Genomic DNA, 14,246 nt, shown 5'->3' with positions numbered 1-14,246 from the left:
GGATTAACGCCGGTGGGCCAGTCGCCGTACCAGCCGGTCGCCGATCATCTGTACGCCTTGCACCAGCGCCACCAGGATCAGCACCGTGCCGACCATGACTTCGTTGTTAAAGCGCTGATAGCCGTAGCGAATCGCCAGGTCGCCCAGACCGCCGCCGCCGATAACCCCCGCCATCGAGGAAAAGCCAATCAGCATGACGATGGTCAGGGTAACGCCGGCCAGCAGCGTCGGTAGCGCCTCCGGCAGCAGGGATTTAAAGATCACATGCCAGATATTGCCGCCCATCGAGAGGATCGCTTCAATACGCCCGTAATCCACTTCGTCGAGCGCATTTTCCGTTAGCCGGGCGAAAAAAGGGAAGGCGCCGATGGTGATCGGCACTACCGCTGCGGTACTGCCGAGCGTCGTGCCGATGATCAAACGGGTAAACGGGATCAGGGCAATAAGCAGGACAATAAACGGCAGCGAGCGGCCAAAGTTAATCACGCCCCCCAGCAGGGCGTTGAGTTTCGGCATCGGCGCCAGGCCGTTTTTGCGGGAAATAAACAGCACCACGCCGGTCGGTAGCCCCAGCAACACGGTAAATAACGCCGCCAGGCCAACCATATACATCGTGTCCAGCGTGCCACCTGCCAACAGCGGCCAAAGATCGTCCCAGCTCATGCGACTGTACATAATGGCCTCCGGTGAAAACCGTGACGGGCGAGAAAATCACGTTCCGTTTGCGGATCGTGCAGCAGCGACTGGCGCAGCCTGGACCACGGCGCCACCAGCAGATCGGCGATTCTTCCGCTTTCAACGATTTCGCCATTCTCCAGCAGCGCGGCGTGGTCACACAGGGTTTTGACCACCTCGAGCTCATGGGTGATCAACACAATCGTCAGGTTCAGACGCTGGTTAATATCGGCGAGCAGCGCCAGCACCGAGGCGGTGGTCTCGGGGTCCAGCGCGCTGGTTGCTTCGTCGCACAGCAGCACCTCCGGTTTTGCCGCCAGCGCCCGGGCAATGCCGACGCGCTGCTTTTGCCCGCCGGAAAGCTGGGAGGGGAACGCCTGCGCTTTATCGCCAAGCCCCACCAGTTCGAGCAGCTCCGCCACCCGCTGCCGACGCGCGCTTTTTGCCACTCCGGCAATCTCCAGCGGCACCGCAACGTTGTCGGCGACGCTGCGCGCATGCAGCAGGTTAAAATGCTGAAAGATCATCCCGGTACGCAGCCGGTAGTCGCGCAGCGCGGATTTATCCATCCGGGTAATATCATTCCCGTTCACAATAATGCGGCCCGCCGTGGGCCGCTCCAGTAAATTCAGACAGCGTATCAGCGTACTTTTTCCCGCGCCGCTGCGCCCAAGGATGCCGTAAATGGCGCCTTTCGGCACATGCAGGGAGACATCGTTCAGCGCCGGTCGGCCCGTTCCGGCATAGGTTTTACTCAGCCCGATCACCTCAATCATGACTGCGGGGCAACCGGTATCACCGAGCCGTTATAGTGCTGACGAATAAAATCCGCCACCTGCGGCGAGGTCAGGTCTTTCGCCAGCTGCTTGATTCGCGGATCGTCGGCCAGCGACGGGTTGGTGACCAGAATATTGGCGTACGGGTTGTTGCTGGCGCTCTCCAGGCCGAGGGCATCTTTTGCCGGCGTTAAGCCCGCTTCCAGCGCATAGTTGCCGTTGATCACCGCCAGGTCGACATCATCGAGCGAGCGCGGGATCTGCGGTGACTCAATTTCGAGAATCTTCAGATGTTTCGGGTTTTCCACGATATCTTTGGGCGTCGCCAGGGTGGTGGCCGGGTCGGTGAATTTAGCATCCAGCTTGATCAGCCCCTGGCTTTGCAACAGAAACAGCGCGCGGCTCAGGTTGGTGGTGTTATTCGGCACCGCGACGGTGGCGTTTTCCGGCAGCGAGGCAAAGTCCTTGTGCTTACGCGAATAGATGCCCAGCGGTTCGATATGCACCGTCGCGGCAACGGTAAAGGTTTTGCCCAGCGCCTTCTCTTGATCTTTCAGATAGGGAACATGCTGGAAATAGTTGGCGTCAACGTCGCCGTTGGCCAGCAGCTCATTGGCGTTGACCCCGCTGGTCAGTTCCACCACTTTCAGATCGAGGCCCGGATCGATTTTTTTGATGTAATTGAGGATTTCCGCATGGGGAACCGGGTCAGCGGCAACGCGTAATGCGGCAGCCTGCGCGGACGTCCATGCCAGAGAAAGAGACAGTGCGACCCCTGCCAGTTTAAAAGCGGCATTTTTCATGATGTTTTCCTTTATTTTTATGGTTAAACGGTCGGTTGTTCAGCGCGTTCGCGAAACAGGTCCTGGTAGTAACGTTCGGCGACATCCGGGTGCGAGCGTAAACGGCCTTTCAGGTAATTCCAGCCCACTTCACGCAGCAGCGGATTTTGCGGGTCGCTATCCGGCCCGAGCGCTTCTCGCGCGAGGTCAGGCGGCAGGGTGTAGACCGGCACGGTGGCATCGAGCTGCGCCCCGAGGAAAAAGGCAATAGAGAGTCGCTCTTGATTCGCCGGCGGGGAGATCACGCGGTGTACCGTGGCCCGCAGGTAACCGTTGGTCGCCAGCTCAAGCAGCTCGCCAATATTGACCACAAAGCTGCCGGCCAGCGGGGTGGCGTCGATCCAGCGATCCGGGGCCACTTCAACCTGCAGCCCTTTTTGCTCATCCTGGAGCAAGAAGCTGAGAAAGCCGGAGTCTTTATGCGCGCCGACGCCCTGGCTGCTCTGCGTCTCCTGCTGACCGGGGTAGCGGATCAGTTTGATATGCTCATTGGGTTTATTGCCATACAGGTTATCAAAGGCGTCCCGGGGCAGCTGCAGCGCTTCGGCAAAGGCGCGTAATAAGGTGATGCCGACCTGCGTCATGGCGCGCTGCCAGCTCAGCAGAGTGGGCTTCAGCGCGGGCAATGCTTCCGGCCATAAGTTGGGTCCCTGCAGACGCTGCCAGCGCGGCGCGTCGTCGTCCAGCAGCAGGGCCGGGCGCTCGGCGCCGATATCGAACTGTTCGCGCCAGTCGGGTTGCCCGCGGGTCAGCTCCGATGCGGCCCGGTTGTAGCCGCGAAAATGTGGAGAGTGGATCATCGCCACCGGCTGTTTTTGCTGCTCAGAAAGGGCAAAAAAGCGGCGGGATTGCAGCTGGACAGCATCTTGTAATGCGTCGTCGACACCGTGATTAATCAGATAGAAGAAGCCGATGTCCCGGGCGGCATGGCGCAGGTCGGCGAGGAAGGCGGCTTTCTCAGCGGGATCTGCGTAGCGGGCTAGATCGAGAATAGGCAAAGTGGTTGCGTTCATTGTGTTCTCCGAAGACGGCGTTCAGGTGATATCGTTGATTCAGGTTCAGGGTTCGGGGACAACAACAGCGCATGGTGATTTCCTCAGTCAGGTGGTTAAACCCAGCTTGCCTGAATGGAAAATTCTCAACCAATAACGTTCTTTTATAATTTATGACCGCGGCAGGTTCTGTGCTTTTGCGATTTTCGGATATAGACGAGCAGGGCAAGGGGGGGGGGGCAGGTTATGGCTTAACCTGGGGCAAACGCGAAGTCCGGGCAAAATAAATGGCAAAACACAGGGATGGATAAATAGAAATTAAAATCATTCTCATCTAAGCTATTGTCGCCCGACGATGTGCCGGGTGGTCCGCAACGGTAGCCGCGGGCGGTGACGACCGCAGCCGACATAGCTCCTGACATGGCCTCTGCGGCTTAATACTTACAAGGAGTTGTCAGATGGATAAAAAAATAGTGCTGGCGCTAGCCGTGACCTTTAGTACACCGGCGTTGGCTGAGACGGATTATGATAAAGCGGTGAACGCCTACCTCGAATATATCTGTGATTACAATACCAAATCCTTAATTAAAGAGGGCTCGAAAACTCCGTATAAAGAGTTGATTATCGCCTGTAAAAAAGGGGCGGATGATATCAGGAAATTTATCACCGACTGGCCAGATTTCGGCACTAATGAAGGCATCATCACCTTTCAGCGTACCGTCGCCCCCTATGCCCACGAAGGCACCGCGGAAAGCGCTTATAAAGATCAGATTTATCAATACGGCGCGGGCTCCTGGGGCATTGGCTATATCCAGAGTCCGGCAGCCAAAGCCAATACCATCAGGCAATGGAAACAAGGAAAGTTTAAGGTCAAATAACAGACCCGCAGCGCCCGCAGCGGATTATTTTTCAACCACAGGGATGATAAATGAATACCAGTAGCAACATAAACGGATGGTTATATTTCCCGGCTCTCGGCCTGATCATTGCCTGCATCACCGGCACCTTCAACCTGTTCGCTATTGCCAGGTTATTTTTATTCAAACTCCTCAATGGCGAGCCCATTTCAATTCCGCTTGCCGGCTATCTCTTAACCGGGGGCGTTATTTACCTCGGGCTGCTCTATTTCGCGACATTTTGCTTTTTCAGCCACAAGAAAGCCGCGAAGAGGGCCATGATCGCGTACTACTGCTGGAGTTTTCTGCTTAATGGCAGCCTTATCCTGTTTTCCTGGTTTTATCTCGGGATGGCGGCTGAGATCAAAGAGATCGGATTGCTGCTTTCAATCTGCGTCGGCCTTTTCATCTGGGTGCCTTATTTCCTGTTCTCTAAAAGGATTGCGCGGGTGTTTTACAAGGAGTAGCCCGACGTTCGTCTTTAGTCTTGCGCCGGGCCGGGCGAGTCAGTATGGTGTGCGAAATTTCTCAGGTATTTCAGGATTCAACATGGCAATGCAGCCTTCAAAAGATCCTCTTCATGGCGTCACCCTTGAGGCGTTGCTCAACGCCCTGGTGGCGAAGTATGGCTGGGCCGGGCTGGCGAAACGGATCAAGATTAACTGTTTTAAGAGCGACCCGAGCATTAAGTCGAGCCTCAAGTTTCTGCGCCGTACGCCATGGGCGCGCAAGGAAGTCGAAGCCCTGTATGTCGACTCCCTTGATGACGACGCGGCCAGCGGGTCGCAGACTGAGGCCGATAGCCCATGGGCAAACTGGCGCAATAAGCAACAGTAGCGTGAATGCTCTCAGGGATCGCGCGCCAGGACTGCGGTGGACTACAGCACCGTTTCGCCGCGGGGTATATCGCGTAGCGAGCCTGGCGCCTTGCCGGTGATACGTTTAAAGGCCCGGCTGAAGGCGGCCAGTGAGCTGTAACCCAGTCTGAACGCCACCTTCTCCAGGCTCTGCCCCTCGTCAGAAATATACTGAACCGCCAGCCGCATGCGCAGCTCCGTCAGATAACGCGCGGGCGTGGTGCCGGTGGCGGAAAGAAAGCGCTCGGCGAAGACGGAACGCGATGTCCCGGCCTCGCGGGCCAGCTCTTCGACTTTCCAGTTCACTCCGGGCTGTTGATGCATGGCGTAAATCGCCCTGGCAAGTTTCGGATCGCGTAGCACCTGTACCCAGCCCGTCGCGTTGCCGCAGCCGCACTCCACCCAACCGCGGACAATCAGCGCCGCCACCACATCGGCGAGTCGCGCCAGAATCCCGGCATAGCCTGCCTGGCGGGTGAGGGATTCACGCTCCATCGCCAGCAGCAGAGGGTGAATTTCCGGCCAGGTTTTCAGCAGGCGACTCACCAGCATCACTTCCGGCATCGCCTGGACCAGCGGCTGCAGGCCCCCCAGTTCAAAATCCATGCAGCCGCTGAAAATCACGGCATTGTCCTGGGCGCTCTCCGCGCCGTCATTCTTGACGCAGCGCACCGTGTTACATACCGGTTCGCTGGGAAGTTGCATCACGTTGATAACCTGCGCGCGGTCGTCTGACAGCAGCGCGTGGCTCTCGCCGTTGGGAATAAACAGCGCGTCGCCACTTTCCAGATTCAGCTGCTGGCCGCTGGCCATCCGCAGCAGCACCGGCCCACGACTGATGAAGTGGAATTGCGCCTTGCCGGGAACATAGCTGAACTCCACCCCGAACGGGCGGACGGTTTCAATGCGGCGGTAGTTGACTCCCGACAGGCGCATGCCGCGCAGGAGTTCACTGGTAAGGTCGAGAGTCTGGCGGGTCATAAACGTAATCCCGGACGAATAATCAATAATTGCAGAGTATGCATCATAGATCGTCCGAACGGAAATCCCTAAGCTGACGAAATGTTAATTATTGTGGAGAGATGTATATGAGTTCTTGCATAGCAGCCGAAGAGGGTCTGGCGAATGCAAAACCCGCGTGGCGAGCCGTTTATGCGCTGGCGTTGGGCGTATTCGGCCTTATTGTTGCAGAGTTTCTTCCCGCCAGCCTGTTAACACCGATGGCCGCCAGTTTGCACGTGAGCGAAGGCATGGCGGGGCAGGCGGTAACCGCCACGGCCCTGGTGGCGCTGGTCACCGGGTTGCTGATTACCCCTGCCACCAAAAATATCGACCGTCGTTGGGTGCTGATGTTTTTTTCCCTGCTGCAGATTATCTCCAGCCTGATGGTGGCATTCGCCACCTCCCTGGAATTTCTGTTGCTGGGGCGCCTGCTGCTGGGGATTGCGATCGGCGGATTCTGGTCGATGTCCACCGCCACCGCCATGCGTCTGGTTCCTCCCGCCCTGGTACCGAAAGCGCTGGCGGTGATCTTCTCCGCCGTGTCTATTGCGACGGTAGTTGCCGCGCCGCTGGGTAGCTATACCGGCGCCCTGATCGGCTGGCGTAACGTCTTTATTCTCTGTACGGTGCCAAGCTTTATCGCGCTGCTGTGGCAATTGTGGGTCCTGCCGTCAATGCGCCCGGAAAGCGTAGGCAGTTTTGCCACCTTGTTTAAAGTCCTGCGCCGTCCCGGCATGGTGGGGGGAATGCTGGCCACCATCTTGATTTTCAGCGGCCATTTTGCCTTTTTCACCTATCTGCGTCCGTTCCTTGAGACCGTGGCACAGGCCAGCGTCGAAGGGGTCTCGTTGATTCTGCTGGGCTTCGGGGTGGCGAACTTTGTCGGGACCTCTATCGCCGGATATCTGCTGAGCAGAAGCCTGCGTTTGACTCTGGCGCTGGTTCCTTTTGCCATGAGCGTGCTGGCGTTGATGATGGTCACCTTCGGCCATATCGCGATGCTGGACGGCCTGTTGGTGGCGATGTGGGGCTTTGCCTTCGGCCTGGTGCCGGTCGGCTGGTCAACGTGGCTGGCGACAACGGTGCCGGATGAAGCCGAAAGCGCGGGCGGACTGCTGGTTGCGTCCATTCAGCTGGCCATCAGCGCCGGCGCGGCCGGCGGCGGGGCGGTGTTCGATCTTAACGGCGCCAGCGGAGTTTTTACCGGCAGCGGCCTGCTTCTGCTGAGCGCAATGATTATTGTCTTCACCAGCGTGCGGGTAAAATCCACGGTCAGCGAAGAGTGAACGATGCGCCTGCGGGCGCATTTTTTATCGCCTGCCGGGCGCGCTCCAGCAGGCGATACTCTCCCTCGTCACGTTCTCTCCTTATAGGTCTCTGCTGATTCGCCAGTATAGCGGATCTCACTTTCTCTCTGCACATACGCACATACCCGGAACATGGCCGCGCACATCGGGGGGGCAAGGCGCGCCACGCAGTCAATGTCTTCGCAGCATGCTTTCATATAACCCACTGATAAATAAATGATATAAATCATGGCACGCTTAATGCTTAGCAGTATAAGTATTGGCGCAGACAGGGGAAATACAGTGGCGAAAAACAGATTAAGCGACAGCAGACCGGGGAGCGTGATGGCCGCGGGGACTCTTCACCAGGGGCAATTAACGGATGACAGGAGCTGCCGATGACCGTTCTCAGAGAACCTTTAGTTGTTCCGAAATGGGGTAAATGGACACAGCTTTCACTCGGCCTGATCTGTATGGCCTCGATTTCCAGTCCGCAATATGTCTGGACGCTGCTGACCCGACCGTTGACCGAGAAGCTGGGGGTGGGGTTAGCAGAATTGCAGGTGACTTTCTCGCTATTAATTATCCTGCAGACTTTCTTTTCCCCGTTCCAGGGGAAACTGGTTGAGAAATTTGGCCCGCGGTTGCTGATCTCCATCGGTACGGTGATGGCGGGACTTAGCTGGGTGCTGTCTGCGCAGGTCACTGGCCTGGCGGCGCTGTATCTGGTTTACGGCTGTCTGGGCGGGCTGGGGACCGGGATCGTCTACATCGGCGTGGTTGGGTTGATGGTGAAATGGTTTCCGCAGCACCGGGGCTTTGCCGCAGGTGCCGTCGCCGCGGGATATGGCATGGGGGCGATTATGACCACCTTTCCCATTTCGCTGTCGCTGGGCAGCTACGGTCTCGAACGGACCATGACCGTCTTCGGCATTATTTTTGCCGCCGTCGGTTTGCTGGCGAGCCAGGGGCTGAGACTTCCTCCCGCCCGGGGAACGCTGCCCGCCAGTCACCGCGTGGCGCAAAGCAGCCACCAGTTCACCTCCCGCGAAATGCTGCGCCAGCCGCTGTTCTGGCTGATGTTTGCGATGATGGCGATGATGTCCACCTCCGGGTTGATGGTGACCTCGCAAATGGCGGTCTTTGCGGAAGATTTTGGCATCAGCAAGGCGGTGGTGTTCGGTATGGCGGCGTTGCCGCTAGCGCTGACCATCGATCGTTTTACCAATGGTCTGACGCGACCGCTGTTTGGTTTGATCTCCGATCGCTATGGCCGGGAACAGACGATGTTTATCGCCTTTGCCCTGGAAGGCGTGGCGATGATGTTATGGCTGGCGTGCCGCGACGATCCGCTGCTGTTTGTGCTGCTGTCCGGGGTGGTGTTTTTCGGCTGGGGCGAAATTTTCTCATTATTCCCTTCGACGCTGACTGACACTTTCGGTAGCGAATATGCGGCCGCAAACTATGGCTGGCTGTATATCTCGCAGGGGATTGGCTCGATATTCGGCGGCCCGCTGGCGGCCCTGCTGTATCAGCATACTCACGGCTGGCACGTGGTCTTCAGCTGCGCGATCGGGCTTGATTTTCTGACCGCCGCGCTGGCCATTGGCCTGTTAAAACCGTGGCGCGCGCGGTTTATCAATCAACATAGCGCTCAAACAGCGATCCGCTAACGGCTACCCCGACGGCGCTCGCCGTCGGGACAAACCGGGCGCATGATTATGCCAGCGCGCCGCGATGCGACTGAGAGCAGAGCAGGTAGAAACCGACAATTTGACCTGAATAAACACCCCTACCGTCGGCCAGAAATGAGACACGCTCCGGGGCAGAGCGTGCTTTTTATTGCGCAGTTCAGTCTTTTAGCCGCAAGGCAGCGCGTTTTTCGCTTAACAGGAATAGTGAATTGACGACGATTGCGGTCAGGGTGCCGGCCGCCATGCCGTTTCCCAGCACCATCTGTATCGCGGCGGGGAAATTCTGGTACAGGCCCGGCACGAGGATCGGCAGCATGCCCATTGCCAGACCAATGGCTAAGGCATAGGTTTTACCCGGGGCGTGGAGCGGTTCACGGGCAATCATATCGATGCCGATGACCCCGATAATGCTGAAGACAATCACCGCCGTACCGCAGACCACCGGGCCGGGAAGAGCGGCGGCAAGGCGCACCAGCGGGGAAAACAGGGCAATCAGGATCAGCAGCACCCCGGCGAGCGCGGTGACGTGGCGTGATTTGACGTTAGTGGTCCGCACCACGCCGATATTCTCGCCGGAGGTGATGATCAGCGAGGTACCGAAAATCCCCCCCAGCAGCGAGATGATGGCATCGCCGCGGATCGTGCGCGGAATCAGCTGATGGACGCGCTGCGGCGATTTGACTATTTCCGCGGTGGCGATCGTTTGCCCGGCTGCTTCAGCCATCGAAATCACCGCGTAAATCAGTAACGGCAGCGACGCGGAAAGATTGAAGACCGGCCAGCCGAACGGGAACAGCTGCGGCAGGCTGAGCAGCGGCCCGTGGCTGACGTTGCTAAAATCGGCGCTACCCAGCAGTATCCCGAGCAGGGTGCCGGCCAGCAGGCCGAACATCACCGCCAGCTGCCGCAGAATACCGCGGAAGACCAGCGCGAAGAGCAGCGTAATCAGAATGGTGGCCAGTGCCAGGATAATGTTTGTCGGCTGGGCAAAATGGCTACTGGTCGGTTGGCCGCTAATGAGCCCACCGTACAGGCGAATCAGGTTAATCGAGACCAACAGCAGCATTATCCCGATGATAAACGGCGGGAAATGATGCAGAAAGCGGCGAAAAACGGGCAGGGCAAGAAAGTAAAACAGCGATGTTAAGATCACCGCGCCAATTGCCGTCTGAATATTGGTCTGCAACGCGATAGCAATAAAGATCGCGACCGGCGCGCCGCCCGGAACCATAATAAACGGCAGACGCGCACCGAAGCCGCCGATGCCGAGGCTTTGCAGGATAGCCCCCAGCCCGCACATCAAAAAGGTGGCGCTCAGCAGCGAGGTGGTGACGCTATCGCTGAAGTGAAGCGCCTGGGCAATGAGAAAAACGGCGGTGATCGGCGTGGCGGCAACCACCAGAACATGCTGAAGCGCCAGCAGCAGCCTGGTTTGCCAGGGCAAGGCTTCATTATCCGGCACAACATCCGGCACAACGGAGTCAGAATGCGGCATAAATGCCTCCCAACGAGGTGAGAAAATCCCCGCCAGCCGCGGCCGGCGGAGCACGGTTATTTCAGCCACGGTACCGCATCGGCCGCGTAGCGGTGCGCGCGGAAGGCGCTGTTTTGCTTACCGGGAATAATCCCCTTGCTGAGATGCTCCGGGTATTCATTGAAGTAAGGAATAATGTATTCCCACACCGTTTCTCCCTGCGGAGTCACTTCAAACAGGCGGCCAAAGGCCGACTCGCAGATAAACGTGTTGCCGTTAGCCAACCGCTGGGCGCTTCCCATATAGGGGGAGAAAAAGGCCGGCGGGAAAATATCGCGATATTGCCAGCGAATGGCCTGGGTGTGGGGGTCGAACTCCAGCACCGTGGAGTGTGGTGAGGTCACGCCGGGGCGCAGGTTGCCGTTATCGAATACCAGAATCGCACCGTCTGCCATCTCGACCGGGGTGTGCTGCTGGGCGACGACATCCGGACCCGCGTGCCAGACCACGCTGCCGGTCGCTTTATCGACGGCAATCACCCCCGAGGTGGTGCGCAGGCTCATCAGCACCAGGCCGTCGCGGGTTAGCGACAGGCCGTTGATCATCGGCCAGTGTCGGCGGTCGAAGATCTCATGAACCGGGAAATCTTCCGGGGCCAGGTGTTCCCAGGCGCGCCATTCCCACACCACTTCCCCCTCGCGATTGACCTCTTTGACCACGTCGCTCTGAATGACGCCGTCCGGCGCATCGCGGCGCGGGTCGCCGCCTGTGACGCGGGCGGCAATTTCCGCCGGCAGCGGTGCCGCGGCGGTATACAGCAGATTACCGTTCGCCAGCCACTGCGCGTCGTGGTGATGGAAAATATCTTCGTAATGCCAGACCACTTCGTTATCCGGGGTGACTTCATAGAAATCGCCGCCGTGCCAGAGATCCCACGCCGGGTAGAGGTTGGCCGACGTGCGGTGGCTACCGTTATAGCCCAGGTTACCGTTAGGCAGCAGCACCGCATCGCGCCCGGCACGAACCGGGAGCTGCCACTGGTGCGCCACCTCTCCTTGCTCATCAACCAGATAGACCCGGCCTTCGGCAGTTTGCGGGGCGAAAAGGGTATAGCCGCCGAAGCTTTTCTCTTTGTTGGCGAGAGTCAGCCCGCTCGGACGGCGTCCGAGGGTAAAAGCAGGGTCCTGAGATAAGTGTGCCACGTAGCCTCCTGAAGGGTAATTTGCCGCTAAATATGTCATTAAAACGTTTTAATGAAACAGCATTAGATAGGAATGCTTGTCTGAGAGCTACGCTAAACGGCCACTTTTTTAATATGATTTTGTTATGTAATAGTGCCGAAATTCATACCCCGGAAATGTGCTACCCTGTGCGTAAACTCTCAGGGATCGCCAGCCAGATGACTGCTCAAGATAAAAAACGCGCCAGACTCATTGATGTTGCTCGCTATGCCGGCGTATCGCCGGGCACCGTATCCAATGCGTTACATCACACCCGTTTTGTCGAACCTGAGACCCGACAACGCATTGAAGAGGCCATTCAGGCGCTGAACTACACGCCGAATATTCGCGCCCGCCAGCTGCGCACCGGGAAAACCAACACCATTGCGCTCCTTTCCTCTTTGCCGCTGACCATCGCTTCCGGGGCATCAAAACTGGGATTTATGATGGAGGTCGCGCTCACGGCGGCGATTATGGCGCTGGAGAAGCAGCATGCGCTGATCCTGGTCCCGCCCGGAAAGAACCCGCTGGATATGGTGACCTTTGATGCCGCCATTCTGCTGGAACCCGCCGAAAACGATCCGCAGCTGCAGGCTCTGCAACAGGCGGGGATCCCCTGTATCACCATTGGCCGCACGCCGGGTTCGTTAACGCCGGTGCCGTGGGTGGATCTGCACTCGGCGGCGACGGCGAAACTATTGCTGACGCACCTGCAGACAGAAGGCGCTGAATGTTGCGCGCTCTTCGTCGGGCGTACGCCGCGGACTTCCACGCTGGAAACGGAGGCCGCCTATCGCCTCTGGTGCGAGGGGCGGCAGGCGCCGGTGATCTATTACCTCGATGAGCAGGAGGGGGAAACGGCCGGCTATCAGGCGGCGCGGCAGATGTTGCAGGCCCATCCCCAGGTGGACGGCGTGCTGGTGCTGGTCGATACCTTTGCCAGCGGGGCCGTGCGCGCCTTTCACGACGCGGAGATCGCCATCCCGCAGCGGATGCGCTTAGCCACCCGTTATGACGGTATCCGCGCCCGGGAATCCCTGCCGCCGCTGACGGCGGTGAATATGCACCTGGACGAGGTCGCCCGTCAGGCCGTGACGCTGCTGTTTGAAGTCCTGGCCGGGCATAACGTGCTCGGCAGCCGCGGGCAGATGCCGGAACTGGTGGTCAGAGCCTCGAGCAGATCGTCGTAAGGATCGTCAAGCGCGCCGTGCCGCTTGAAACTGACCGGGAGTCTGGCCAAAGCGTTGCCGGAAGGCGTCGATATAGGCGCTGACGTTGCCGTAACCGCTGCGCGCGGCCGCCTCGCTGACCGTTTCTCCGGCCAGCAACCACTGTAGCGAAACCACGATCTTTGCCTGCTGCCGCCACTGGCTAAAGCTCAGCCCGGTTTGTTGACGAAACAGGCGGCTCAGGGTGCGTACGCTGAGGCCCCAGCGCTGCGCCAGCTGCTGCTGAGGCTGAGCCGTTGCCGGATTGTTGAGCAGTTCATCCGCGACGTTTCGCGCCCGCCGGTCGCCAGGTAGCGGCAGGTGCAGGGGGATCTCGGCGCTGCGCGCCAGCTCATAGCCGATGAGCATCAGCAGGTGTTGCGAATAATCAGCCGCAAAATCGGCCTGGCTAAGCTGTTCGGCCCGCTGCAGAAGAGCCTGAACAAAACGCTCAGCGCCATAGATACCCGGCTGCGCGGGGAAGTGCGCCGCGGCCGACGGCGTGAAATAGAGGCTGCTCCCCTGTAGCGCGCCGGGAGCCCAGGCGCGATGTGGCAGGCCCGCAGGAAACCAGCCCAGCGACCCGGGGGTGACCGTCCACTGCGCGCACGCCGTCTCAATGACAATGACGCCGTGTTTCAGCCAGTATAACTGCCCCGACTCATGTTGGTGCCAGGGCGTCCGGTGGTGAGGTGGATACTCAAAGGCGTGGGTACGCATCATCATGGCCGATTAACCGTATATCATGTCCAGATACGGATAATATACCTTTCCGCACCCTCTGTAGACTGAAGGCTTTCACCGAGGGTAAAACAGATGAAACCGTCAAAGCAGATAGTTATCAACGCACTACAGGATATTATCAACCATCCCCAGCATGACGAACGGCGGATCGCCGACTATTTTTCCGCAGATTATCAGCAGCAGGTGGACGGCAAACGGCTGGATTACACCGGGTTTATTCAACATATGGCGCTGCTTAAAGCACATACCCGGCGCATGCGCATTATATTTCTGGCGGTTGTCGGCGAGGGAGAGACCGTTTTCACTCACCATCAGGTGCAGGTGACAAAAGACCAGGGCGCAGAGAGCGTATTTGAGGTTCTGGCCCGCTTTACGCTGGCTGACGGGCGAATTATCCGCTGTGAGGAGCTCACCCGTCAGATCGATGGCGAGCCCGAGGATCGCGATCTGGGAAGCAGGCAGTAATGTTCATCACCGATCTAAACCAGCAAGCGGCGGAGGTTTCGTTGAACCAAAAATCCAGTATGGTCCGGGCATGCAGCGTATTTTCAACCGGCATCGTCAGCTTCTGAGTCCGTGA

General features: G+C 58.4%; 15 protein-coding genes. 7 read left to right on the top strand and 8 right to left on the bottom strand.

Translation table 11 applies throughout. The annotated features are described in order from the left end of the window. Window positions 1–3 precede the first annotated feature (3 nt). The 4 genes from EDF73_RS21435 to EDF73_RS21420 are packed head-to-tail and all read right to left on the bottom strand — an operon-like array spanning window position 4 to window position 3,306. Window positions 4–663: a methionine ABC transporter permease gene (locus EDF73_RS21435; protein ID WP_165905770.1), complete on the bottom strand. Its 660-nt coding sequence runs from the start codon at window positions 661–663 to the stop codon at window positions 4–6. Next, entirely contained in the window at window positions 660–1,451 is a 792-nt protein-coding gene (locus EDF73_RS21430; RefSeq protein ID WP_132731070.1) for an ATP-binding cassette domain-containing protein, read from the bottom strand. The genes EDF73_RS21435 and EDF73_RS21430 overlap by 4 nt, the downstream gene beginning before the upstream one ends. Then, window positions 1,448–2,254, bottom strand: coding sequence for a MetQ/NlpA family ABC transporter substrate-binding protein (locus EDF73_RS21425; protein WP_132731069.1), 807 nt, complete (start codon window positions 2,252–2,254; stop codon window positions 1,448–1,450). Before EDF73_RS21425 ends, EDF73_RS21430 begins: the two co-directional genes overlap by 4 nt. A gap of 23 nt (window positions 2,255–2,277) precedes the next feature. After that, on the bottom strand, window positions 2,278–3,306 hold the full coding sequence (locus tag EDF73_RS21420) for an isopenicillin N synthase family oxygenase (RefSeq protein ID WP_132731068.1): 1,029 nt from the start codon (window positions 3,304–3,306) through the stop codon (window positions 2,278–2,280). A gap of 437 nt (window positions 3,307–3,743) precedes the next feature. Between EDF73_RS21420 and EDF73_RS21415 the strand changes: the two genes are divergently transcribed. From EDF73_RS21415 to EDF73_RS21405, 3 genes are all read left to right on the top strand, one after another. Continuing rightward, window positions 3,744–4,163, top strand: coding sequence for a hypothetical protein (locus tag EDF73_RS21415; protein WP_132731067.1), 420 nt, complete (start codon window positions 3,744–3,746; stop codon window positions 4,161–4,163). Window positions 4,164–4,213: 50 nt separating this feature from the next. Beyond that, window positions 4,214–4,648: a DUF2569 family protein gene (locus tag EDF73_RS21410; RefSeq protein ID WP_132731066.1), complete on the top strand. Its 435-nt coding sequence runs from the start codon at window positions 4,214–4,216 to the stop codon at window positions 4,646–4,648. 88 nt (window positions 4,649–4,736) lie between these two features. Continuing rightward, on the top strand, window positions 4,737–5,018 hold the full coding sequence (locus EDF73_RS21405; RefSeq protein WP_132731184.1) for a VF530 family protein: 282 nt from the start codon (window positions 4,737–4,739) through the stop codon (window positions 5,016–5,018). A gap of 41 nt (window positions 5,019–5,059) precedes the next feature. Here the strand turns inward: EDF73_RS21405 and EDF73_RS21400 are convergent, their stop codons facing one another. After that, entirely contained in the window at window positions 5,060–6,019 is a 960-nt protein-coding gene (locus tag EDF73_RS21400) for an AraC family transcriptional regulator (protein ID WP_132731065.1), read from the bottom strand. A gap of 107 nt (window positions 6,020–6,126) precedes the next feature. On the opposite strand from EDF73_RS21400, the gene EDF73_RS21395 reads away from it, so the two are divergent. Together EDF73_RS21395 and oxlT are read left to right on the top strand one after the other, a co-directional pair. Next, window positions 6,127–7,326, top strand: a complete 1,200-nt coding sequence (locus tag EDF73_RS21395; RefSeq protein ID WP_132731064.1) for an MFS transporter — start codon at window positions 6,127–6,129, stop codon at window positions 7,324–7,326. Window positions 7,327–7,724: 398 nt separating this feature from the next. Beyond that, the gene (oxlT, locus tag EDF73_RS21390; RefSeq protein ID WP_132731063.1) at window positions 7,725–8,999 is read left to right on the top strand and encodes an oxalate/formate MFS antiporter; all 1,275 of its coding nucleotides are present in this window, start codon (window positions 7,725–7,727) and stop codon (window positions 8,997–8,999) included. A 178-nt stretch (window positions 9,000–9,177) separates the two neighbouring features. On the opposite strand, the gene EDF73_RS21385 is transcribed toward oxlT, so the two are convergent. Continuing rightward, window positions 9,178–10,515, bottom strand: a complete 1,338-nt coding sequence (locus tag EDF73_RS21385) for a uracil-xanthine permease family protein (RefSeq protein WP_132731062.1) — start codon at window positions 10,513–10,515, stop codon at window positions 9,178–9,180. Between the two features lie 56 nt (window positions 10,516–10,571). Further along, window positions 10,572–11,696 (bottom strand): aryl-sulfate sulfotransferase, encoded by a 1,125-nt coding sequence (locus EDF73_RS21380; RefSeq protein ID WP_132731061.1) that lies wholly within the window; start codon window positions 11,694–11,696, stop codon window positions 10,572–10,574. A gap of 197 nt (window positions 11,697–11,893) precedes the next feature. Between EDF73_RS21380 and EDF73_RS21375 the strand changes: the two genes are divergently transcribed. Further along, the gene (locus EDF73_RS21375; protein WP_132731183.1) at window positions 11,894–12,904 is read left to right on the top strand and encodes a substrate-binding domain-containing protein; all 1,011 of its coding nucleotides are present in this window, start codon (window positions 11,894–11,896) and stop codon (window positions 12,902–12,904) included. A gap of 6 nt (window positions 12,905–12,910) precedes the next feature. On the opposite strand, the gene EDF73_RS21370 is transcribed toward EDF73_RS21375, so the two are convergent. Continuing rightward, window positions 12,911–13,648, bottom strand: coding sequence for a helix-turn-helix transcriptional regulator (locus EDF73_RS21370; protein ID WP_243655244.1), 738 nt, complete (start codon window positions 13,646–13,648; stop codon window positions 12,911–12,913). A gap of 90 nt (window positions 13,649–13,738) precedes the next feature. On the opposite strand from EDF73_RS21370, the gene EDF73_RS21365 reads away from it, so the two are divergent. Beyond that, the gene (locus EDF73_RS21365; protein WP_132731060.1) at window positions 13,739–14,131 is read left to right on the top strand and encodes a nuclear transport factor 2 family protein; all 393 of its coding nucleotides are present in this window, start codon (window positions 13,739–13,741) and stop codon (window positions 14,129–14,131) included. Window positions 14,132–14,246: the final 115 nt, after the last annotated feature.

The sequence above is a fragment of the Klebsiella sp. BIGb0138 genome, assembly GCF_004342285.1.
Classification (GTDB): domain Bacteria; phylum Pseudomonadota; class Gammaproteobacteria; order Enterobacterales; family Enterobacteriaceae; genus Klebsiella.
This window is presented reverse-complemented; position numbering and strand designations above follow the sequence as displayed.